Origin of the sequence: Massilia sp. W12 (genome assembly GCF_037300705.1) — a bacterium.
GTDB lineage: Bacteria > Pseudomonadota > Gammaproteobacteria > Burkholderiales > Burkholderiaceae_D > JACPVY01.
Genome location: NZ_CP147776.1, coordinates 4,493,134 through 4,514,496, shown reverse-complemented (window position 1 = coordinate 4,514,496; position 21,363 = coordinate 4,493,134). Strand labels below are relative to the sequence as shown.

At 58.0% G+C, this 21,363-nt stretch carries 23 protein-coding genes; 16 read left to right on the top strand and 7 right to left on the bottom strand.

The genetic code is table 11. The features are described 5' to 3' along the window. The first annotated feature begins 2 nt into the window (after nucleotides 1-2). The 9 genes from trpD (at nucleotide 3) to V8J88_RS18175 (ending at nucleotide 5,747) form a co-directional block, all read left to right on the top strand. Entirely contained in the window at nucleotides 3-1,052 is a 1,050-nt protein-coding gene (gene trpD / locus V8J88_RS18215) for an anthranilate phosphoribosyltransferase (protein WP_338845654.1), read from the top strand. A gap of 1 nt (nucleotide 1,053) precedes the next feature. Further along, on the top strand, nucleotides 1,054-1,842 hold the full coding sequence (trpC, locus tag V8J88_RS18210) for an indole-3-glycerol phosphate synthase TrpC (RefSeq protein ID WP_338845653.1): 789 nt from the start codon (nucleotides 1,054-1,056) through the stop codon (nucleotides 1,840-1,842). A gap of 35 nt (nucleotides 1,843-1,877) precedes the next feature. Then, complete coding sequence (locus V8J88_RS18205; RefSeq protein WP_338845652.1) at nucleotides 1,878-2,162, top strand: BrnT family toxin; 285 nt, start codon at nucleotides 1,878-1,880, stop codon at nucleotides 2,160-2,162. Nucleotides 2,163-2,188: 26 nt separating this feature from the next. Next, a complete protein-coding gene (locus V8J88_RS18200; protein ID WP_338845651.1) occupies nucleotides 2,189-2,380 on the top strand; it encodes a hypothetical protein in 192 nt (63 codons plus the stop codon). Nucleotides 2,381-2,382: 2 nt separating this feature from the next. Then, nucleotides 2,383-2,559: a hypothetical protein gene (locus tag V8J88_RS18195; protein ID WP_338845650.1), complete on the top strand. Its 177-nt coding sequence runs from the start codon at nucleotides 2,383-2,385 to the stop codon at nucleotides 2,557-2,559. Between the two features lie 140 nt (nucleotides 2,560-2,699). Then, complete coding sequence (locus V8J88_RS18190; RefSeq protein WP_338845649.1) at nucleotides 2,700-4,004, top strand: HAD family hydrolase; 1,305 nt, start codon at nucleotides 2,700-2,702, stop codon at nucleotides 4,002-4,004. Nucleotides 4,005-4,640: 636 nt separating this feature from the next. Further along, the gene (locus V8J88_RS18185) at nucleotides 4,641-5,174 is read left to right on the top strand and encodes a hypothetical protein (protein ID WP_338845648.1); all 534 of its coding nucleotides are present in this window, start codon (nucleotides 4,641-4,643) and stop codon (nucleotides 5,172-5,174) included. Nucleotides 5,175-5,364: 190 nt separating this feature from the next. Then, nucleotides 5,365-5,535, top strand: coding sequence for a hypothetical protein (locus V8J88_RS18180; RefSeq protein WP_338845647.1), 171 nt, complete (start codon nucleotides 5,365-5,367; stop codon nucleotides 5,533-5,535). Between the two features lie 8 nt (nucleotides 5,536-5,543). Next, on the top strand, nucleotides 5,544-5,747 hold the full coding sequence (locus V8J88_RS18175) for a hypothetical protein (protein ID WP_338845646.1): 204 nt from the start codon (nucleotides 5,544-5,546) through the stop codon (nucleotides 5,745-5,747). Between the two features lie 5 nt (nucleotides 5,748-5,752). Here the strand turns inward: V8J88_RS18175 and V8J88_RS18170 are convergent, their stop codons facing one another. Continuing rightward, entirely contained in the window at nucleotides 5,753-6,982 is a 1,230-nt protein-coding gene (locus tag V8J88_RS18170) for an NYN domain-containing protein (RefSeq protein ID WP_338845645.1), read from the bottom strand. A 211-nt stretch (nucleotides 6,983-7,193) separates the two neighbouring features. Here V8J88_RS18170 and V8J88_RS18165 point away from each other — a divergent pair, with 211 nt between their 5' ends. The 3 genes from V8J88_RS18165 to V8J88_RS18155 are packed head-to-tail and all read left to right on the top strand — an operon-like array spanning nucleotide 7,194 to nucleotide 10,007. Then, a complete protein-coding gene (locus V8J88_RS18165) occupies nucleotides 7,194-7,754 on the top strand; it encodes a periplasmic heavy metal sensor (protein WP_338845644.1) in 561 nt (186 codons plus the stop codon). 23 nt (nucleotides 7,755-7,777) lie between these two features. Then, nucleotides 7,778-8,509, top strand: coding sequence for a response regulator transcription factor (locus V8J88_RS18160; RefSeq protein WP_338845643.1), 732 nt, complete (start codon nucleotides 7,778-7,780; stop codon nucleotides 8,507-8,509). Next, a complete protein-coding gene (locus tag V8J88_RS18155) occupies nucleotides 8,502-10,007 on the top strand; it encodes a HAMP domain-containing sensor histidine kinase (RefSeq protein ID WP_338845642.1) in 1,506 nt (501 codons plus the stop codon). Before V8J88_RS18160 ends, V8J88_RS18155 begins: the two co-directional genes overlap by 8 nt. Here V8J88_RS18155 and V8J88_RS18150 read toward each other — a convergent pair. The 4 genes from V8J88_RS18150 to V8J88_RS18135 all read right to left on the bottom strand — a co-directional run bounded on the left by V8J88_RS18150 (nucleotide 9,998) and on the right by V8J88_RS18135 (nucleotide 16,283). Further along, the gene (locus V8J88_RS18150) at nucleotides 9,998-10,621 is read right to left on the bottom strand and encodes a GNAT family N-acetyltransferase (RefSeq protein WP_338845641.1); all 624 of its coding nucleotides are present in this window, start codon (nucleotides 10,619-10,621) and stop codon (nucleotides 9,998-10,000) included. The two genes, V8J88_RS18155 and V8J88_RS18150, sit on opposite strands and share 10 nt — an antisense overlap. Nucleotides 10,622-10,684: 63 nt before the next feature. Further along, the gene (locus V8J88_RS18145; protein ID WP_338845640.1) at nucleotides 10,685-11,944 is read right to left on the bottom strand and encodes a PAS domain-containing protein; all 1,260 of its coding nucleotides are present in this window, start codon (nucleotides 11,942-11,944) and stop codon (nucleotides 10,685-10,687) included. Between the two features lie 198 nt (nucleotides 11,945-12,142). Next, the gene (locus tag V8J88_RS18140; protein WP_338845639.1) at nucleotides 12,143-15,322 is read right to left on the bottom strand and encodes a response regulator; all 3,180 of its coding nucleotides are present in this window, start codon (nucleotides 15,320-15,322) and stop codon (nucleotides 12,143-12,145) included. 7 nt (nucleotides 15,323-15,329) lie between these two features. Next, on the bottom strand, nucleotides 15,330-16,283 hold the full coding sequence (locus V8J88_RS18135; protein ID WP_338845638.1) for a substrate-binding domain-containing protein: 954 nt from the start codon (nucleotides 16,281-16,283) through the stop codon (nucleotides 15,330-15,332). Between the two features lie 321 nt (nucleotides 16,284-16,604). On the opposite strand from V8J88_RS18135, the gene pyrC reads away from it, so the two are divergent. Genes pyrC through V8J88_RS18120 form a run of 3 tightly spaced genes read left to right on the top strand, consistent with a single transcriptional unit; the run spans nucleotide 16,605 to nucleotide 18,943 of the window. Further along, nucleotides 16,605-17,642, top strand: a complete 1,038-nt coding sequence (pyrC, locus tag V8J88_RS18130) for a dihydroorotase (RefSeq protein WP_338845637.1) — start codon at nucleotides 16,605-16,607, stop codon at nucleotides 17,640-17,642. Beyond that, entirely contained in the window at nucleotides 17,639-18,460 is an 822-nt protein-coding gene (locus tag V8J88_RS18125; protein WP_338845636.1) for a DUF3025 domain-containing protein, read from the top strand. Before pyrC ends, V8J88_RS18125 begins: the two co-directional genes overlap by 4 nt. A 33-nt stretch (nucleotides 18,461-18,493) precedes the next feature. Continuing rightward, nucleotides 18,494-18,943 carry a hypothetical protein gene (locus tag V8J88_RS18120; protein WP_338845635.1) on the top strand — a complete coding sequence of 150 codons (450 nt, stop codon included), beginning with the start codon at nucleotides 18,494-18,496 and terminating at the stop codon, nucleotides 18,941-18,943. Between the two features lie 2 nt (nucleotides 18,944-18,945). Here V8J88_RS18120 and V8J88_RS18115 read toward each other — a convergent pair whose 3' ends face one another. After that, complete coding sequence (locus V8J88_RS18115) at nucleotides 18,946-19,668, bottom strand: SDR family oxidoreductase (protein ID WP_338845634.1); 723 nt, start codon at nucleotides 19,666-19,668, stop codon at nucleotides 18,946-18,948. Nucleotides 19,669-19,778: 110 nt separating this feature from the next. Between V8J88_RS18115 and V8J88_RS18110 the strand changes: the two genes are divergently transcribed. Continuing rightward, on the top strand, nucleotides 19,779-20,639 hold the full coding sequence (locus V8J88_RS18110; protein WP_338845633.1) for a LysR family transcriptional regulator: 861 nt from the start codon (nucleotides 19,779-19,781) through the stop codon (nucleotides 20,637-20,639). Nucleotides 20,640-20,649: 10 nt separating this feature from the next. Here the strand turns inward: V8J88_RS18110 and V8J88_RS18105 are convergent, their stop codons facing one another. After that, nucleotides 20,650-21,360 carry a DUF4214 domain-containing protein gene (locus V8J88_RS18105; RefSeq protein ID WP_338845632.1) on the bottom strand — a complete coding sequence of 237 codons (711 nt, stop codon included), beginning with the start codon at nucleotides 21,358-21,360 and terminating at the stop codon, nucleotides 20,650-20,652. Between the last annotated feature and the right edge of the window lie 3 nt (nucleotides 21,361-21,363).

The window sequence follows — 21,363 nt, the reverse complement described above, 5'->3', positions numbered from 1 at the left end:
AGATGACGATTACCGCACAGGAAGCTTTATTGCGCTGCATTGAACACCGCGAAATCTTCCATGATGAAATGTTAAGCCTGTTCCGCCAGATCATGGGCGGCGAAATGTCGCCGGTGATGATTGCCGCGCTGACCATGGGCTTGCGCGTGAAAAAAGAAACGATCGGCGAGATCAGCGCAGCAGCGCAAGTGATGCGCGAATTTTCCACCAAGGTGCCGATGGCCGATACGCGCGGCTTAGTCGATATTGTCGGCACCGGCGGCGATAATGCGCACAGCTTCAATATTTCCACTGCGTCGATGTTTGTCGCCGCCGCTGCCGGCGCGCGCGTGGCCAAGCACGGCGGGCGCAGCGTTTCTTCATCCTCCGGCAGCGCGGATTTGCTCGAAGCGCTGGGCGCCAATATCAATTTGAAGCCAGAACAAGTCGCGCTCTCCATCGCAAAAACCGGGATTGGTTTTATGTTTGCGCCGAATCATCACGCCGCCATGCGGCATGCCGCGCCGGTGCGCAAAGAATTGGGCGTGCGCACCATTTTCAATATCCTGGGGCCGCTCACCAATCCGGCTGGCGCGCCGAATATCCTGATGGGCGTATTTCACCCTGATCTGGTCGGGATTCAGGTGCGTGTCTTGCAACGCCTGGGCGTGCAGCATGCGGTGGTGGTGTGGGGTCGTGACAATATGGATGAAGTCACGCTGGGCGGCGCCACCATGGTCGGCGAATTGATTGACGGCCAGATTCGCGAGTATGAAATTCACCCGGAAGATTTCGGCTTGCAAATGTGCGCCAGCCGCAATTTCCGCGTTGACAACGCCGCCGCCTCGAAAGACAAAGTGTTGGAAGTATTGCGCAATGAAGGCGGGGCGGCGCGCGATATCGTGGCCTTGAACGCCGGCGCCGCGCTGTACGCTTGCGGCGCCGCCGCCTCCATCGCAGATGGCTTGCAAGCCGCCCGCAGCGCTTTGGAAAGCGGGGCCGCATTCAAGAAAATGGAGCAATTTGTTCAGATCACGCAAGAGCTGGGCGCAAAGAATGAGAAAGGCGCTTGAGATGAGCGATATTCTGCAACAAATCCTGGATGTGAAAAAAGACGAGGTGGCGCAAGCCAAGCGCTATCGCGATTTGCCCTCGTTGCGAGCCGAAGCGGAACAATTGGGCGGTTTGCGCGATTTTGCCGGCGCACTGCAAGGCCGCATCGCCGCAGCCAAGCCGGCAGTGATTGCCGAAGTGAAAAAAGCGTCGCCCTCGAAAGGCGTCTTGCGTGAGAATTTTGCGCCGGCTGAGATTGCCGCCAGTTATGCGCAACATGGCGCAGCCTGTCTGTCGGTGCTGACCGATGAACGCTTTTTCCAGGGCGCGCCGGCCTACTTGCAGCAGGCGCGCGCGGCCTGTGCGCTGCCGGTGTTGCGCAAAGATTTTTTGCTCGACCTGTACCAGGTATATCAGGCGCGGGCCTGGGGCGCGGATGCGATTTTGCTGATTGTGGCTGCGCTGGATTATGGCTTGATGGCGGAACTCGAAGCCTGCGCGCTGGAATTGGGCATGTCGGTGCTGGTTGAAGTCCACGACGGGGTCGAACTGGACGCTGCATTGCGTTTGCGCACACCGCTGTTGGGCATCAATAACCGCAATTTGCGCACCTTTGTCACGGATTTGCGCGCAACTTTGGATATGTTGCCGCGCATCCCTGCGGGCAAAGCCGTGATCACGGAGTCTGGCATCATGAGCCGGGATGATGTGCAAACCATGCGCGCGGCGCATGTGCATGGCTTTTTGGTGGGTGAAGCGTTTATGCGTGCCCCGGATCCTGGTCAGGCGTTGGCGCAGTTATTTGCTTAAACCTGTTTGTCATTTTTCGCATGGGGAAATGCAAGATGGATTTTGAGTTTGAGTGGGATGAGGCAAAAAATGCAAGCAACAAGAACAAGCATGGCGTCGATTTCATGGATGCTCTCCGTGTGTTTTACGATGACATGCGCATCACTGTATACGATGATCGATCCGACTATGGCGAAGAGCGGTTTCAAGTAATAGGAATGTCTTACGGCAAAATTCTGTTTGTCGTGTACACAGAAAGGCATGGAAATACGATTCGTATTATTTCAGCTCGCAAAGCAGAAAAACGGGAGGCTGCCGCATATACGCGCGGCGGTTTTTGATGACTCAACTTCATATTGGCGCAATCATGGCAATCATTAAGATAACTGGTGAGGAAGCACTCAAGCGTAAAGGGACAACAGATTGGGATACATTGGATGCGCTTACTGATGAGCAAATCGCTGACGCAGCTAAAAATGATCCAGATTCAGATTTGCCCAGTGATGAAGCGTTGAAAAACTTCAAGCGCGGCCCTGTCAAGAAACCAACGGAGAAATAAAGATGGCGCTGTTTAAGATGAAAGGTGCGATCGCCAAAAACTTGCATGGCAGAACCGATTGGAACAAGCTGAAAAACCTGACTGATGCCCAAATCAGGGCCGCTGTGGCGACGGATACTGACGCGAAAATAATTGACAGCAACCGGCTGCTAAGCGCAAAGCGCGGCCGGCAAACGTAATGCAATTGTCCTGCAAGTTGCATGCAGCGGTTTGCGGCCGTTTGCGGTTTGCGGTATAAAGCCTGCTCCGGTCTTTCCCGGCCGGAGCAGGCTGGCGCATCTTGCTTCTTGCGCCAGCCGCATAACCAGATGAGGATGCTATGCAAGAACAAGAGAAGACAGGCCGGCGCCGGGCTTTGCGCACATTAATCGCAGGCAGCGCAGTGGCGGCAAGCGGCGCCGCACTGGCGCACGAACATCAGCATGGCAATGCTGAACACAAAACCCCCGCCCTGCTGGCGCGCGGCAAATGGGCGCCGCGCAATTGGGCTGCGCTCAATACCTTGCTGCGTGAGCACGGCAAGCACAGCAAAAAGTACAATCCCAAGCGCAAACCCTATGCCGTGTTTGATTGGGACAACACTTCCATCATGAATGATTGCGAAGAAGCGCTGTTGTACTACCAGATTATGACGCTGTCGTTCAAGCTCAAGCCGCAAGAATTCGCCACCGTGATCCGCCAACATGTGCCGGCAGGGCCATTCACTGCTGACTATAAAAATGCTGCAGGCAAAATCGTCGAATTGGATGAGATCTGCGCTGATCTGGCGGAAGATTACAATTTTCTGTATGCCGAATATGCCGGACTGGGCGGTAAGAAAACCCTGGAAGAAGTCTCACAAACTCCGCAATTCGCCGATTTTCGCGCCAAATTGCTGTTTTTATACAATGCCGTGAATGATACTCACGGCGTCAATGTCGGCTATCCCTGGGTCATCTATTTCTTCGCCAATATGAGTGTGCCGGAGGTGATGAAGCTGGCCGAAGCTTCGCATGATTTCGCCCTTGGCGAAGGCTTGAGCAAGGTGAAATACAGCAGCCCCGCCAGCCTGCCGGGTAAAGCCGGGGTGATCTCAATTTCGCATTTCCACGGCATCCGCCTGTGCACCGAAGTTGCGGATTTGATGGATGCGCTGCGCAATCATGGCATTGATGTGTATGTCAGCACTGCTTCAATGGAGGAAGTGGTGGCCGCCTTCGCCACCCTGCCCAAATATGGCTACCATGTGGCGCGTGAAAATGTGCTCGGCCTGCGCCTGGCGCGCAAGGGCGATGTGTTGCAAAACGCCTATATGCCGGAATGGCCGCTGAACTGGGGGCCGGGCAAGACTGAAGTCATCAAACGTGAACTGCTTGCGAAAAAAGGCTATGGCCCCTTGTTTGTCGCCGGCGATTCTGATGGCGACTATGACATGTTGCGCGATTTTTCCGACACCGCACTGGGGCTGGTTGTGAATCGCCTCAAAAAAGGCAAGATCGGCGAATTGTGCAAACAGGCGGTTGATGCCATGAACAGCCCCAAGCCGCGCTTCATCCTGCAAGGCCGCCAGGAAAGCACAGGCAATTGGCTGCCGCATGAAATGTGCCTGAAACTGGGCAAGAGTCAGCCGGCATTGCTGCCTTGAGGTCCACAGCTGCGGCGCGCCAAGCCAGCGCCGCAGCAAATCGCGTTGCAACATATTTCCCTCATATCCGTGCGCCGCAGCACCATTTCCGGCAGCTGCCGCACGTCTGTCCCATTACAAATTGAAAGACTTTGCAAGCTTTTGAATACTGTGAAACTTAACAGGGTCTGATTCATAACAAAACAAAGAATTGCTGTGAATAATGAAACTGGAAGATTTAAAAACGGCAAATTATTTCCATAAGGAAATCAATTTACATGTATATTGACATGTAAATTAATATATTTATATGAAAGAAGTATGCTTTTTTTCATTATTTGGGCAGTTTTGAAAGCTGGACTGTCTGAAAATAATGACAGGACATATACAAAGACATTGCAATGCTATTTTGCCGGCTATATACTGCCCCACTTGTTTGTAACAAGATTTTGCCAAGTTTTTCTGTTCGGCAAGTTTGCTGCATGGCAGTACTGCGAATCACAGTGAGGCCCCCTACACACAGACTTGCGCCGCAGACGATCTCGGCTGGTACCCAAAGCTGTTGATGTGATTCGAGGCACGGTTTGCCTGACGGGAACAGGCGCCAGGAGTCACGGCAAGAGCGCGGGGCATGTTTAACTATAACGTTTTAAAATCATGTTAAAGTCTGTCGAAGCCTCCAACCACGTAGTTGTTCCGACCACCAATACCCGCGAACGCCGCTCACAACAAATGCTCAAACTCCTGGCCCGTTTCACCGAGGGCAGCATGACCAGTCAGGATGTTGGCGCATTATTGAATTGCAAGACCGCTTGCGCAGAGAAATATCTGCAGCAGTTGCGCGACGAGCACATGATTGTGCTGGATCACTACAAAGGCGCCAGCATGAATTCGCCAGGCAAACCGGCGTGGCGTCTGGCGGCGGATGATGAGCGCATCCGCAAATTTCAGGAAATGATTCAGCAGCCGAAAAAGCGTGGCAGCGGGCGCAGCGAAAAGCCGCAGGTCTCGGCTTCGCAAGGCGGCTCCATGCTCAGCCTGACCATCGGCGCGAATGGACAGCGGATTTATATGCTGGCCGACGAAACCCACCACGCGATCCGCCCGAATTGCGACCCGGTGCGGCGTGACCCGCTGGTGGCTGCGCTGTTTGGCGCCGCTGGCGCCACGCACGAAGCACAAGCCGCGTAAAACGCCCGGCTGCACAAGAAGCAACCCGCCAAACCTGGTCTGACGCCGGGTTTGGCGGGTTTTTGTTTGCCTGACGGCAATTCATTCCCGCTTTTTTGCATTTCATCGCAAAGCCGGGGCGTCCCGATTGGCGCAAGACTACAGTACAAGCATCCAAAACGCTTACAGATCACCGCGAAAGGAGCTTGTCATGAAAGCGATTGCCCATATGGAAGCCTGGTTTTTGAGTTGCGCCGCAGTTGCCGTGGCGGGCCTGATTGTGCTGGAACATCCGCAATTCAGCGCGGCAGAACATGCCTTGCCGGCGACTGTGCAAATGCAAGCCCAGATGCAAAACCCGGCTGCCTTGCCGGATGCTTGAGGCGCGCCATGCTGACTTTCTTGCTCTGGATTCTGCTGTTTTTGTTGTGCTGGCCGTTGGCCTTGCTGGCTTTGTTGCTGTATCCGCTGGCCTGGTTGCTGACGCTGCCATTTCGCCTGATCGGCATTACCTTTGATGCGCTGTTCCAGTTTTTACACGCATTACTGACGCTGCCGGCGCGCTTGCTGCGCGGCGGCGGCGCTCAAAGTTAGTGCGTTCAAGCCGCGCTCTTCTTGCGTGTGGCGCGCGGTTTTTTCGCTTGACTGGCAGCGCCTTCCTGCGCATTGTCCGCCTGCGGCTGCTCAGTTTTAGCTTGACTGCGGCTGCGTTTGGCGGCGGCTTTGGCGGGGGCCTGGGTCGCTGCCGCCACGCTGGCGGCGGCTTCCATCACCGCTTCTGTGACCGCCTGCAATAATTGCTTGCGCTTTTTGGCTGGCTGCTTAGACGTTGCTTTGGGCTCGCTCTTGACTGGCGCGCTGCTCTCTTGCACCGTTGCCGGACTTGTCTGCAGACTGGCGGCTGGGGCTTGTTCCGTCGCCGCAGCAGGCGCAGCCGCAGTGGCGGCTGCCGGCGGCGGGTTTGGATTGGCGCCTTTTTGCCGTTTCTTTTGCTTGTTCTTGCCCTTGTTTTCCTGCTTGGCGGGATTGCCTGCCGGCTTGTCCTGCGCCTTGTCGGCGCCTTTTTCCGCCCCATCCTCGGTGCGCATCTCGGTATCCGCAGTTTTGGCGCTGCGCACAAAGATTTGATCTTCGCGCCGCTCCACGTCGAATAATTTGATCGCGCCCAATAAGCTGCTCAATTTGGAATAACCATAACTGCGCACATCGAAATCATTCACTGTGCGGGTGATAAAACCGCCCACCACACCCAGCTTGGCCCAGCCGCTTTCATCCGCCGCCGCTTCCACTGAATTGCGTAAAAGATTTAACAATGCGGCGTCGGCGCGCAATTCTTTTTCGCTGCGCCGCTTGATCACGCCGTTTTGCGCCTCACCCGGTTTTTGCACAAACACCTCGGTGTAAATGAACAAATCACAGGCGGCGACAAAGGGGCGCGGGGTTTTCTTTTCGCCAAAACCATACACCCGCCGCCCGGATTCGCGGATGCGCGCCGCCAGCCGGGTGAAATCGCTGTCGCTGGAGACAATGCAAAAACCATCAAAATGGCCGGCGTACAGCAAATCCATGGCGTCGATAATCATTGCGCTGTCGGTCGCGTTTTTGCCGCTGGTGTAGCTGAATTGCTGAATCGGTTGAATCGAGTGCTTCAACAACACCTGTTTCCAGCTGCCCAGATTGGGGGTGGTCCAATCCCCGTAAATCCGCTTCACGCTGGCGATGCCAAGCTTGGCCACCTCTTCCAACAGGCCGGAAATAATGGCCGGGTTCGCGTTATCGGCGTCGATTAAGACGGCCAGCGTCGCATTGTTATCCTGATTGGGGTGCATGGTTGTGTTCTTTCAAGGCTGCAATTGTGGTCAGCATAGCATTTTGCCGGCTTATCCTGGCGCGCGGTCTTTACAAAACTTTACCCGGGCGACATATTCTCTTGCACTGCGATGGCTAGAGTAGCATCATGCATCGCGCAATATGTCATGACAGATGGCAAACGTTGGGACGCGGGGTGCAATTCAATCAGTGTAATGAAAGGATAGCCTTATGAAACACCGTGATCATTCTTTGCATGCGCAAACCCGCCGCATGCTGTTGGCTGGCATCGCTGCGTTCAGCCTGGGTCTGTTGTCTGTCAGCGGTATGAGCTGGGCCAGCGAAGGCATGGGCCATGGCCATGGGCATGGCCCGGGGCATGGCGGCTTTATGGAATTCCGTGCGCCGGATGCCGCCACGCTGGAAAAACATCTCGACCGCATGCTTGACCGTATCGTGCCGGATATCACAGCGGCGCAAAAGACCAGCATCAAAACTATCGCCAAAGCGGCGCATGCCGATATGAAGCCGATGCACGAGCAGATCAAGACTTTGCGCAAGGCGCAAATCACGATCCTGACCGCCGCCACGGTGGACCGCAATGCGCTGGAGCAAAACCGGGTGGACACGCTGCGCCAGGTGGAATTACTGAGCAAGCGCAAAAACCAGGCCCTGGCGGACGTGGCGGATGTGTTGACCGCAGCGCAGCGCGCCAAAGTCGGCGAAGTGCTGAAAGCGCGGATGGAGCATAAAATCCTGCCGGGCGCGATGAAGTCGCCGTTTGGCAAATAAACCAGTATCAAAGGAGCGCCGCTATGACGCGTCAGCAAACCATCTTGATGATTGAAGACGATCAGCGTCTGGCGGCGATGTTGGCCACCTATTTGGGGCAGCATGGTTTCAATCTGGAGCATGCCGGCAGCGCCAAGGCCGGCATGCAGCGCTTACAGCAAAATGCGCTCAGCGCGCCGGATCTGGTGCTGCTGGATTTGATGTTGCCCGATGGCAGCGGCTTGGATCTGTGCCGTCAGATCCGCGCCTTGCCGCCGCCTTTATCCGCCCTCCCGCTGGTGATGCTGACCGCCAAAGGCGATCCGCTGGATCGCGTGATCGGCTTGGAACTCGGCGCCGATGACTATGTGCCGAAACCGTTCGAGCCTCGCGAATTGCTGGCGCGCATGCGCGCCGTGTTGCGCCGGCCACCCCTGCCGGATGGGCTGAGTCAGGGCGCGCGCAATCTGATGCGCTTTGGCCGATTGAGCATTGATCTGGACGCGCGTTGTGTGCGCATCGACGGACAGGAACGGCAAATCACGGCTTATCAATTCGACTTGCTGACCGCCATGGCGGAGCGCGCCGGGCGGGTCTTGACGCGCGAAGCATTATGCGATGCGGTCAAGGGCGAGCAGCTGGAGGCGTTTGACCGTTCAATCGATGTGCATATCGGCCGCTTACGCGCCGCGCTGGAAGACGATCCGCGTCAGCCGCGCCGCATCATTACGGTGCGCGGGGCCGGCTATGTTTTCGCCAAGGTGCAAGATGCCTGAGCAGGCCGCCGCCGCTCCCCGTCCTGGCATCGCCTGGCGTCATCGCCTTTACTTACGCATTTATCTCGCAGTTTTAATCAGCCTCTTGCTTTCGGTCTTGCTGTTCGCCTGGCTGGCGCAGCGGCACAATGAGAGCTTGCGCATGTTTCCGAATCTGGCCGCGTTTTCCGCCTTCGCCGCCAACAGCCTGCCTGCCGCTGATAAAAGCGAAGCCGAGCAAAGCGCCGTGCTGCAGCGCTTGCAGGAATTGACGCATGCGGATCTGGCCCTGTATTTACCCCGGGGCCAGTTGCAAGCGCGCGCCGGTGAAACGCTGGACGCCCCGGAAAATTGGAACTGGACATCGGATTACAGCGGCTGGCTGCCCGGTTTGCCGCCGCGTTTTGCCTTGAAACTGCCGGATGGGCGCTGGCTGTTCGGGCGGCATCGCGGGCCTGCCGGTTTTATGCAGGGGCCGCGCGGGCGTGGTGGAGATTTCCCGCCGCCGGATTTTGCCGCGCCGCCGCCAGGCCCGCAGCATGAATGGCAAGGGCGGCGCCCGCGTGAAGCGCATTTGCCTCCGCCGCATGCGCGCGGCGAGGGACGCGGCTGGCGGATGTTCCGTTTTGGCCCGCCGGCGCGCAGTCTTTTCTTTATTCTGCTGATTACTGCGCTGGTGATCGCAATCGGCGCGTATCCGGTGGTGCGGCGCATTACCCGGCGCCTGGAAACGCTGCAGCAAAGTGTCGAAGATTGGGGCCGGGGCCAGCTTGCCACCCGTGTGCAAGCACAGGGCAAGGATGAGGTGGCCAGCCTGGCGCACAGCTTCAATCAGGCGGCGGAACGTGTCGAGGCATTGGTGGCGGCGCAAAAAAATCTGTTGGCTAACGCTTCGCATGAATTGCGCTCGCCCCTGGCGCGTATCCGCATGGCGCTGGAATTGGATCAGCATGACGCCGCCAGCCGCGCCGAACTGGCGCGCAATGTGCATGAATTGGATCAGTTGATTGAAGAGATTTTGCTGTCCAGCCGGCTCGACAGCGCCAACGCGCAAGCGCTGACGCTGGAAGAGGTCGATCTGACCGGCTTATTGGCGGAAGAGTGCGCGCGGGTGGACGCCGCTTTGGAACTCAATGGCGCGGGCGAATGCATGTATCGCGGTGAAGCGCGCTTACTGCGGCGGATGTTGCGCAATTTGCTGGAAAATGCGCGCCGCTACGGGCACGCCGTCAGCGTCGATGCCGACAGCGCGCCGATTTGCGCAACCATCCGCCAGACTGCGCAGGGTTTTGAAATTGATATCTGTGATCGCGGCCCCGGTGTGCCGCAAGATGAGCGGGAGCGTATTTTCGAGCCGTTTTACCGCGCCCGTGGCGCCAGCGAGGCAGCCGGCGGGGTTGGTTTGGGCCTGGCCCTGGTGCGCCAGATTGCGCAAAGACATGGCGGCGCCGTGCACTGTCTGGCGCGCGAGGGCGGCGGCAGTTGCTTCCGGGTGCAATTGCCGCCGCTTCAAGCCTGAGCTTCGCGCTGCGCCAGCCACGCGGCCCGATTGAGGGTGTATACGCAATGCTGCGCGCGCGCATCGCCCTCTTCATACGCAGGGTGGTCAAAACGCTGGCCGCTGTCTTGCATGCCAATCGCCTGCATCACGCGCCAGGACGGCTGATTGTGCAGCGAGGTGATGGAAATCAGATCCTGTTCGCCCAGTTGATGAAAAGCGAAATCGCGCGCCAGCTTGGCCGCTTCGCGGGCGTAGCCCTGTCCCCAACAATCCTGCCGTAAGCGCCAACCGATTTCCAGCGCTGGCGGCAGCGGCAATTCCGGGCGCGGTATCAAGAGGCCGACAAAGCCGGCAAAGCGGCGTTCCGGGCCGACCCGCAGCGCCCACAAACCCCAGCCGAATTCCTGCATGCGGGTGTGAATCCGAAAAGTCATTTGATCGCTTTCTTCCCGCGTTAAAGTGTGCGGGAAAAAGCGCAGCGCATGGGCGTCGCCATTCAGCTCGGCGAACGGGGCCAGATCTTCCTCGCGCCAGCCGGTCAAGCTCAAGCGCTGGCTGTGTAATTCCTGTTGCGGCAGACGCGGCAGGCGCTGCCAGACCGGCGCCAGCTCAGGTAATTCAACTGTTTGCATGCTTGCTCCATCAAACAAAAAACCCTGCGGCGGGCCGCAGGGTTTGTGTGCCTCAGACCGGATTCAGTTGCAATCGCAAAACCAGACCAGCAAGGCGCTTTCACCTTCGTATTCCGTCATAAACACAGACACCTTGGCGTTGAATTTTTGCTGATCAGCAGCTTGCAGCGCCATCGGATGATTCACCACGCTTTCGCTTTCCGCCGCTTTTTGCAACAAAATTTGATATTCCGCCGGATTTTGACACAGTTGCGCGCCATCGATCTCCTTGGCCTGATCCCAGCCCAGCTTAAAGGTTTGCAGGAAAATCTGATTGGCGAACAGGCGTTTTTTGTCTTTCAGGCGCAAGATGGAAATCGCCATCGGGCTGACTTCAAACATGCCGCGCATGCGCGCTTCGGCCAGGCGCAGGCGTTCTTCCACCAGCTTGCGCTCGCTGATATCGTTGCGCACCGCCACATATTGATACGGTTTGCCGTCTTCGCCCAGGCAGGGCACGATGGTGGTTTCGCTCCAGAAAATCGCGCCATCCTTGGCGCGGTTGCGGATCTGGCCATGCCAGCTGCGCCCTTGCGAAATGTTTTGCCACAGATCGGCGAAAAACTCTTTCGGATGGCTGCCGGAATTAATGATGCGGTGATCGCGCCCCAGCAATTCATCCGGGCTGTACTGGGTGGCGCGGCAAAAGCTTTCATTCACATGGGTGATTTTGCCATCCAGATCGGTGACAGACACCATGGCGTGCTGATCGAGTGCGAATTGCAAATCTTTGTGCTTGGCCAGGGTGGCGTTGAGTTCACGTTGGCTGCGTTCAGTGGCCAGCAGGCTGTCATAGGTGCGCAGCGAGGAAATGACGGTGGTAAACAGCTTTTGCGTGGTCAGTTCGGTCTTGGTGCGGTAATCATTGATGTCATAATCGACAATCACGCTTTGCTCCAGCGCTTGTCCGGCGTGGCCGGTGCGCAGCACCACACGCACCAATTGATTATTCAGCTCGCCGCGAATCTGGCGCGCCAGCCGCAAACCGGCGTCAGCGGTTTCCATCACCACATCCAGCAAAACCAGGGCGATATCGGGCGTGTCGCGCAGCACATCATAAGCTTCCGCGCCGGTGTAGGCGTGAAATAATTTCAGCCGGCGGCCAAGATAGGTGACATTGCGCAAGGCAAAGCGGGTCACCACATGCACATCCACATCATCATCCACGATCAAGACGCGCCATGGGATCTCTTCGACCACAGGCTCGCCGGGCGCAGCGCCGCCGCCATCATCGTAGATCAGCCATTCTGCCTTGCCACTATCGCTAGATGCTTCAGAATTCATACTTGCTCCTGTCAGTGCGCGGCGATCACGCGCTTCGCCATGCCCTCAATTGTAAGCCAAGCCGGAGCGCACAGGGCGTACCGGGTGCATCAGAAACTGCAGAAACCTGCGCCGTCTTGCCTGCAACGTCGCGTCCCGGGCGCAACCCGGCCATCATCCCGCACATATTTACATACATCCTGACAAATCGCCAGCCCTTCATTCTGCCTCGCTCAGCCAGTGCTGCAGACTGTGGCAGACCTGTTCCAGCTCGGATGTCGCCTGCTGCATTGCAACATCGCAATTTTGCCGCTGCTGGCATGCTTCTTCCAGCGTGCGCGCCAGTTGTTCGAGTTGCCGGGCGCCGACAATCGCCGCCGCACTCTTGAGCGTATGGGCCAGACGGCGCGCCAGCGCCGGATCGTCTTGCTGCAGTGCGGCGGCAAAATGCTCAGGGAAAGCGCGCTGCTCCTGTAAAAACAATTGCGCCATGCGCGCATACATTTTTTTGTCTTGCAAGAGATTTTCCAGCGCTGCGTCGGTATCCAGGTGAACCGGGGCGGCAGGGGCGCTTGAGTGCATTTGCGCCATGATAGCATCGACTTCCAGTGTCAGTTGCTCAGGCGTCAAGGGCGCAGTTTCTGTTTGCGGGGATGGCGCGCCTATCCAATCGAGCAGGGTTTGGTATAACTGATCGGGCTGAATCGGCTTGGTCAGATGCTCATTCATGCCGGCGGCCAGACTTTTTTCCCGCTCGCCCAGCAGCGCATGCGCAGTCAGCGCAATCACCGGCAGTGCGGCCCAGGCCGGATTGCGGCGGATTTCCCTGGTGGCCTGATAACCATCCATCACCGGCATCTGACAATCCATCAACACCGCGTCATACGGCGCCTGCGCCAGCTTGGCCAGGGCCTGCGCGCCGTTTTCCGCCAATTCGGTCTGGATGCCGACCTGCGCCAGCAGGGCCAGCGCCAGTTCCTGGTTCATCGGATTGTCTTCCACCAGCAGAACGCGGCGGCCTTGCAGCAAAGGCAGGAAGTCCGCGCTGCGCTTGATTTGATGCGTCATGCAGCGTGGCGCATCCATGCCGCAGATCTGGCGCAGGGTTTGCCGCAGTTCCGGCAGCAAAAACGGCTTATGCAGGCTGAGCGATTCGGGATGGATCATATCTTCCGGCAGCGGTTGCGCCGCCAGCCAGATCACCGGCAGTTTGCGCCCGGCTTGCAAGTGCAGCTTCAGCAATGCTTGCCGGCTGTCTTCCGCGCATACCGGATAATCGAGCAATAAGACAATACGTTCCCCGGCTTGCGCGTCGGCGTGGCGCAGCGCCTCCAGCGCTTGCGCCAGCGTTGCGCAGGCGCTGATTCTGGCCGGCAGCAGACTGGCCATGCGCGCCACCAGCGTGCGCAAAGTGTTGTTGTCATCCAGCAACAAAAGATGCAGCGGCGGCAGGTTTTCGTCACTGCGCGCTTCTTCTTCGCAGCAGGGGAATTGCAAGGTGAAATGGAATTCACTGCCGGCCCCGGGGCTGCTGACGAGGCCGATTTCGCCGCCCATCAATTGCACCAGATGGCGCACGATGTATAAGCCCAGGCCGCTGCCGCCATAGCGCCGTGTCATCGAGCTGTCAGCCTGGGCGAATTGGCGGAACAGCAATTGCTGCTGCTGTGCGCTGATGCCAATTCCGCTGTCGCGCACCGCAAAGCGCAGATAGGCGTATTGGGCATCACGGCGCAGAATGCGGACTTGCAGGCAGACTTCACCTTTTTCGGTGAATTTGATCGCATTTCCGAGCAAATTAAGCAAGACTTGCCGCAAACGCAGGCTGTCGCCATTGATTTGCGCCGGCAAGTCCGGGTCCACATCCAACAGCAATTCCAAGCCTTTTTCATGCGCCCCGGCGGCCACCACTTCCGCCACTTCCTGCAGCAGTTGCAGCGGGGAGAGATTGGCTTGCTCAAGCGAAATCTTGCCGGCCTCGATCTTGGAAATATCCAGAATGTCATTGATCAGACTCAAGAGCGAAACCGCAGCGCGGCGCGCCTTGTACAAATAATTGCCGCGCGCCGCATCGCTCTGGCTTTCCTGCGCCAGTTGAATCATGCCCAGAATCGCATTCATCGGCGTGCGGATCTCATGGCTCATATTCGCCAGGAATTCACTTTTGCTTTGATTCGCGTGGTCTGCCGCCAGCTTGGCCGCCAATAAATCCTTTTCATGCTGAATCCGCATCTGCTCGACTTGCAAAAACGCATTGAACCATTGCACCAGTTCGGCGATTTCATCACGCGTTTGCGGCACCGGCAGCGGGGCCGGCATCTGCTCGGATTGCGCCTGAATCTGGCGGAAACCGGAAGAAATTGCTTTGATCGGCAATACCACATTGCGGGTATGGCGATACGCCACGATGGCGATCGCAGCAAAGCACAGCAGCAGCAAAATCGCCGCATTGCGCAACATGCCGCGCATCGGCAGCAACAGCGTTTCCTCCGGCGTCAGCAGCAGCGCGTGCCAGCCGGTATTCGGCAATACCGCGTGCGACACCAGCATGTCTTTGCCATTGATTTGCAGCATGCTGCGCGCCTGTTTTTGTTGCAGCAGCCCAAGCAGTTCCGGCTCCAGCGGCTGGCCGATGCGCTGCACATCATGATCGTAAATCAGACGCCAATGCTGATCGGCGACAATCAGGCGGCTGTCTTTGCCGAAGTCCAGACGTGAAAAATGTTCATGCAGATACAGCGGCGAATAATTGATCAGCATCATGCCAACCGGCGTGCTTTGCTGGATTTTCGGGTAATAGTGATGGATCAGCTTGGCCAGGCACAACACCTGACGCTGTTGCGAATTCCGATTGACGTTTTCCTGCATGCCGAGCCAGACCAGGGTGCGCGGCGATTCCAGCGTTTGCTGGTAAATCCGCTGGCGCTGACTGTCGTTCACATCCGCTTTGATCAGCGCTTCGCCGACATGAAAGTGATAACCCAGGTAGGTGAATAAATCAATTGAGACTAAGCCGCGCAAATTGCTGTAGCCGTTCAGGATATAGCCGATTTTGGCCTGGGTCGCCAATTCGTGATACGCGCTGCGCTCAAACCCGGCGTCAATATCCACCGTCGCCATGGCGTCGCCGATATCTTCCATGCCGGCCAGATTATTCGCCAGTCCCTCGACTTGTTCCGCCATCAATTGCAGATAATCGCGCTGATTCAGCAACAATTGCGCACTGGAATTTTGCGCCAGATCAAGCACTGTTTTGCGCATCACATCCAGCGAAGAGGCGACAAACAGCAGCAGCGGCAAGATGCTGACCGCCAGCAAATACCAGATTTGCTTGCCGGTGATTTTCGGCTGCAGCCATCGTAATTTGCGGCGCAATCTGAAGCGTGATGCCAGACCCATATCGCACTCACGGCGGCAGAACCAGCAAGGCTGGAATTTCCATCGATGCCGGCACAGTTTGTCCTTGCAATTGCAGATAGGCCAGACGCACCCCGTGATAGCCCTGCAAATCGGGTTGCTGATCGACCGTCGCCGCCACCTTGCCATCCCGCACCGCCTTGCGCACATCATCCAGGCCATCGTAGCCGGCAATCCGGATTTCCTTGCGTCCCTCCTCTTGCATCGCCTGCATGGCGCCAAGGGCCATCATATCGTTGGCGCAAAACAGCGCATCCAGCTGCGGATTTTTTTGCAAAATCTGCTTCATCACCAGCCGCCCGTCATCAATCCGCCAATTGCCGACCACGCTGGCGACCAGTTTGATTTGCGGCTTTTCCGCCAGTGCGCGGCGCGCGCCGCGCAATCTTTCCTGCGCATTCGAGGCAATCGGCAGTCCTTCCAGAATCGCCGCCCGCGCCGGCCCTTTGAACGGGGCCAGCAAATGCCGCACCGCCTCATACGCCGCTTTTTCATTATTCACGCCGACAAAGGGCAGCTTGTGCATGCCGGCATGCGCCAGACCATCGGGATTGAGACGGTTATCAATATTCACCAATTTGATGCCGGCTTGCTGTGCGCGTTTTAATTGCGGGATCAGGCGCATCGAGTCGGAGGGCGCAAACACGATGGCGTCCACTTTTTGCTCAATCAAATCGGAAAGTAACTGGTTTTGCTGCTCGACCGAAGTTTCTGCGGCGGCGGAACGCACGATCAATTGCACCCCGTATTCACGCGCGGCGCGGCGCGCCCCTTGCTCCATGCTGACGAAATAGGGATTGGTCATGGTTTTCAAGACCAGCCCGATCTGTGGTTTGCGCCGCGCGCCGGACTGGGACTGGGACGGATCCGGGGCCGGCGCCTGGCCGCATGCGGACAGTAACAGGCAAAACAGACTGCACAGCAATAAGCGAATGGGGCTCACGGTGTCTCCGGCAGCAATCGATTTGGCGCAGTTGATGGTATCACTTTTGGCTGGACAGGCTCCGCTTCTTTTCATGGATTATCGGTATTTTGGCCGGCTGCCGTTCCTTTGCTGCGCTAGCGGTTGCGGACGCCGGGTTTTCGCTGCGCTACAACCCAGCCGGCATCTTGGCGTAAATGATGGTTGAAGCTTGCTAAAGGCGGATTTTTTTGCGCAGGCGCTTTTTCGGGGCATCCGCCTGCCTCATCCTTTGTACTGATTGCCGGACAGCGCGCAGCCGCATAAAATGCCGGCTTCCCCTTTTTTATGACAGGCGCAGATATGTCCTCCACGCTTACCCTGCTGCGGCCCGACGATTGGCACTTGCATCTGCGCGACGGCGCAATGCTGGCCGCCGTCTTGCCGCATACCGCGCGCCAATTTGCGCGCGCCATCGTGATGCCCAACCTCAAGCCGCCGGTCACCACCACTGCGCAAGCGCTGGCTTACCGCGAACGGATTTTGGCGGCGCTGCCGCATGGCATGCGCTTTGAGCCGCTGATGACCTTGTATCTGACTGACAATACCGCGCCGGATGAAATCAAGCGCGCCAAAGACAGCGGGCTGGTGCATGCGGTTAAATTGTATCCGGCCGGCGCCACCACCAATTCTGACGCCGGCGTGACCGATCTGGCGCGCTGCCGCAAGGTGCTGGAAGTTATGCAAGAAGTCGGCATGCCCTTGCTGGCGCACGGCGAAGTGACAGATCCTGCGATTGACATTTTCGACCGCGAAGCGGTCTTCATCGACCAGGTGTTGCAGCCGCTGCAAAGCGATTTTCCCGCGCTCAAAGTGGTGCTGGAGCACATCACCACGCGCGAAGCGGCGCAATACGTGAGCGCCGCCGGCCCGAATCTGGCCGCCACCATCACCGCTCACCACCTGCTGTACAACCGCAATGAAATTTTCAAAGGCGGCATCCGCCCGCATTACTACTGCCTGCCGGTATTAAAGCGTGAGCAGCACCGTCAAGCCTTGCTGGCGGCGGCCACCAGCGGCAGCGCCAAATTTTTCCTCGGCACCGACTCCGCCCCGCACGCCAAAGAAACCAAGGAACACGCTTGCGGCTGCGCCGGTTGCTACACCGCTTTGCATGCGCTGGAGCTGTACGCCACCGCCTTTGAATCCGCCAATGCGCTCGACAAGCTGGAAGGCTTCGCCAGCCGCCACGGCCCGGCATTCTATGGCTTGCCGGAAAACACTGAAACTGTGACGCTGGAGCGCAGCGAATGGCAGATTCCGGCCCAGCTGGATGGTTCCGGCCAAGTCATCGTGCCGCTGGATGGCGGCGCCACTTTGCATTGGAAACTGCAGGCTTGAGCGCGCCACTGCGCCAGCTTGAAGCGGCGCAGTGGGAGTCGCCCTGGTTTGACAGCGTGCGCGCGGCCTGGTGCGATTTGCGCACGCGTCTGGCGCAGGGCGTGGACTTGCATACCGCGCTGGCGGCCTTGGCGCCTGCGCGCGTCAACGCTTGCGGCTTGCCGCTGCGCTTTGTGGCGCAACAGGAATTGCCGGAAGGGCAGGCCTATGAAGCCTTTATCTATCAGCACGGCGCGGTGCCGACGCGCGAAAATTTGCATGATATTTTCAATGCGCTGATCTGGGCCGCTTTCCCGCTCGCCAAGCGCGAATTAAACCGGCAACAGGCGCAGCAAATCGCCGCCGCCGGCGTTGGCGCCGTGCGTGGCCGGGTGCGCGACCGCGCCACCCTGTTTGATGAAAACGCCGGCTTGCTTTGCCTGCGCCGCGATGCGCAAGGCGAGCAATTGTTCCAAGCTTTGCGCGCGCATGACTGGGCGCGCCTGTTTGCCCCCGGCGCGCTGGCGCAAGCACGCTTGTTGCTGTTTGGCCACGCCTTGCTGGAAAAAATGATGCAGCCCTACAAGGCGATCACGGCGCATTGCTACGTGCTGTGGTTTGCGCCGCAGCAAATCTGGCCGCAGCAAGACGCGCCGCTGCATGCCTTGCTGGATCAGCATTTGGCGCATGCGCTGGAGCAGGGCGCTTTGCAGCAGGAGCCGGTGTTTTGTCCCCTGCCGCTGGCCGGAGTTCCCGGCTGGTGGCCGCAACAGGACGCTGCGTTTTATGCCGATCAAAGCGTGTTTCGGCCACCACGGCGCAGCCAGCCTTTATACTGAAGCAGGGCATGACTGAAACTGAAGAACGGTGTTATGGAAAAAATCCTGCGCGACAAAATCCTGGCGGTAACGCGGCGCGGCAGCACGCGCCAGCAGGCGCTGGATTTTTTCCGCGTCGCCCTGGGCCTGGTGTATCTGGACGGCATCATGACCGACGAACAGCTGGACTTTAAAAAGCTCGACGGCGGCGTCAATCGTTTTATTTATCAATCGCTGGGGCCAGGTCACAGCATCACCAGTATTTTGCAATTCATGAGCGGGGCCAAAGTCTTGCGCACCCTGAATTCGCAACGCTTCATGCTGGCCTTTTCCCAATACTGCAATGAAGTGCCCTTGGAGCGCATCCCGGATCTGCTGGCGGTGAATCTGGCCGTCGGCAAGCAGATTTCCCAACTGCCGCAAGACGGCCCTGTGCTGGAGTGGATACGCCAGCAAAAAGGCGCGCCGGCGCCGCCGCAAGCGCAGACGGACGACGGGCCGTAGTCTCAGGGCTGCTGACGGGTGGCGGCCAGCACAATTTCGCGAATGCACAGATGTTGCGGTTGCTGGTATGCATAGCGCACCGCATCCGCAACCTGCGCCGCGCTGATTACCCCGCCCATGCCTTCTTTCCAGGATTCGTAACCGTCTTTGATCTGCTGATTCGTTGTATGTCCCAACAACTCGGTTTCGACCGCACCCGGCGCAATCGTGATCACCCGCACATCCTCCAGCGCAACTTCTTCGCGCAGATTTTCCGACATCGCGTGCACCGCAAACTTGGTTCCGCAATACGCCACATGGTTCGGGAAAGTTTTGCGGCCCGCGATTGAGCTGATATTAATAATGGTGCCGCCGCGCCGTGCGCGCATGCCCGGCAGCACCGCATGAACGCCATTCAACAAACCCATTACATTCACGTCGTACATACGCTGCCATTCCGCCGGGTCTTGCTGCGCCACCTGGCCCAAGAGCATCACGCCGGCGTTATTCACCAGCAAATCGGCGGGGCCGTATTCCGCTTCGGCTTGGCGCACCGCCGCCAGCACAGCGGCGCGGTCGCAGATATCGACCTGGGCGCAAATCGTATCCGGCAAATTCAAGGCCTGCAGCCGCTCCAGCCGGCGCGCCAATAACAAAAGCGGATGACCTTGTTGCGCAAACAAACGCGCAGTCGCTTCGCCAATGCCGGAGCTGGCGCCTGTGATGATGACCAGAGCTTTTTTCATGATTTTCCTTGAAATAGATAAGTTCAATGCCTGAACAAGGGAGTACACTTTAGCAGCGCCTTTTTGCATTGAAAAATCATAAATTTCCATTCCTGCTATCGGAAAAATTAATGGATATCAGACAATTACGTGTTTTCCTTGCGATTTATGAGCATGCCGGCGTGAGCGCGGCGGCGACGCGCCTGCATTTGACCCAGCCCAGCATCAGCGCCAGCCTGCAGCAATTGGAAGAGACCTTGGGCGTGGCGCTGTTTGAACGTATGCCGCGCGGCATGCGGCCAACGCAAGCCGGGCAGCGCCTGTACCCGCAAGCGCGGCGCCTGGTGGCGGAAATGGAGGCGCTGCGCGCCCAGTTTGACAGCGGCGCGGCTTGCATTCCCTTGCAAATCGGCGTGGAAGCGGATGTCGGCGCGTTTTTTTTGCAAGAATTCTGTCGCCGCCTGGGACAGTTGCAACCGGCCCCGCAGCTGACCTTGTACGCCGGTTGTGCCGGTGAAATCCGGCTCGGTCTGGCGCATCAGCGCTGCAGCGATGAATCGTTTTTCCCCTTATGGCGGGAAGATTTCATGATTGCGCTGCCGCCCGGGCATGCGCTGGCGGCGCAGACCCTTTTGCAGCCGCAACAATTGGCGCAAGAGGAATGGGTGGTCTGCCTGGATGATCCATCACACATCAGCTTGAGCAGTGCGCTCGGCCCTTATCAACCAGCACATCCGCTGCGTGCGGCCAATCTGGAATTGGCGGCGGCGCTGGTGGCTGCAGGGCAGGCGATTGCCTGCCTGCCGCCCAGTCTGGCGCCATCTGGCGTGTTATGCCTGCCGCTGGCGGGTTTGCATTGCCAGCGTGAAGTGGGCTTGAGTTACCATCCGGCTGCATTGCAGCAGCCGGGGCCTGCCGCCTTGCTGGCTTTGTGCGGGGCTTTGCACAGCCAGCAGGCGCAGGATGACGCCGGGAAGCAGAACGAAGGGTAAATCTGCTGTCTTAAAACGGACCCGGAGTGCTGTTTGCATGCGTCACGCCGATCAATTCAGGCGCTTCATGGAAGGTGGCTGGGGTCAAATTTTGGCCTGGCTGTGCGCTGAGGGCATGCCCCAGTGCTGCGGATGCGTGTCCCTGCGTGCCGTGCTGCGTCAGCTGGGGATGATATGGGATGATCGGGGCGTCAGCGCTGGCTTGAAAGTGAAATTGCGTCAGCAATTGCGCAATCGCCCCATCGCTGGCGGTGGCGGCGCTGGCGCTGGCGTCGTTTTGCACGTTTTGCAGCAATTCGCGCATCGCATCGCGCACCGCCGGACTTTCGGCACGGTATTGGCCATCAGTGCTCCTGGCGTAGTGCAGGGTTTGACCCAGGGTGTACGACACTTGCTGTTTGGCGTATTGCACGCGCGCATCATTGTTTTGCGCGCCCTTCAGAAATTCTGTCAGCAAATCGACCTGGCTGAAGTGGTTTTGCTGAGCTGTATTCAGCCACCATTGCAAACCTTCCGCTTCAGCGTGGCGGCCAAACAGATTGACATACATTTGATCAATCAATTGCGGCATGCCGGCGCTGCCGCTTTGCTGCGAAAATTCAGCGCTGCTGAAAAATTCCTGTAAGTAAGCGGGGATACGCATTTCATCGGGCGTGCCCTGCGTGAACAGATACTTTTGCGGATTGGCGTGGCCAAAAAGCGCCAGGCTGGCAATGTCCATTTT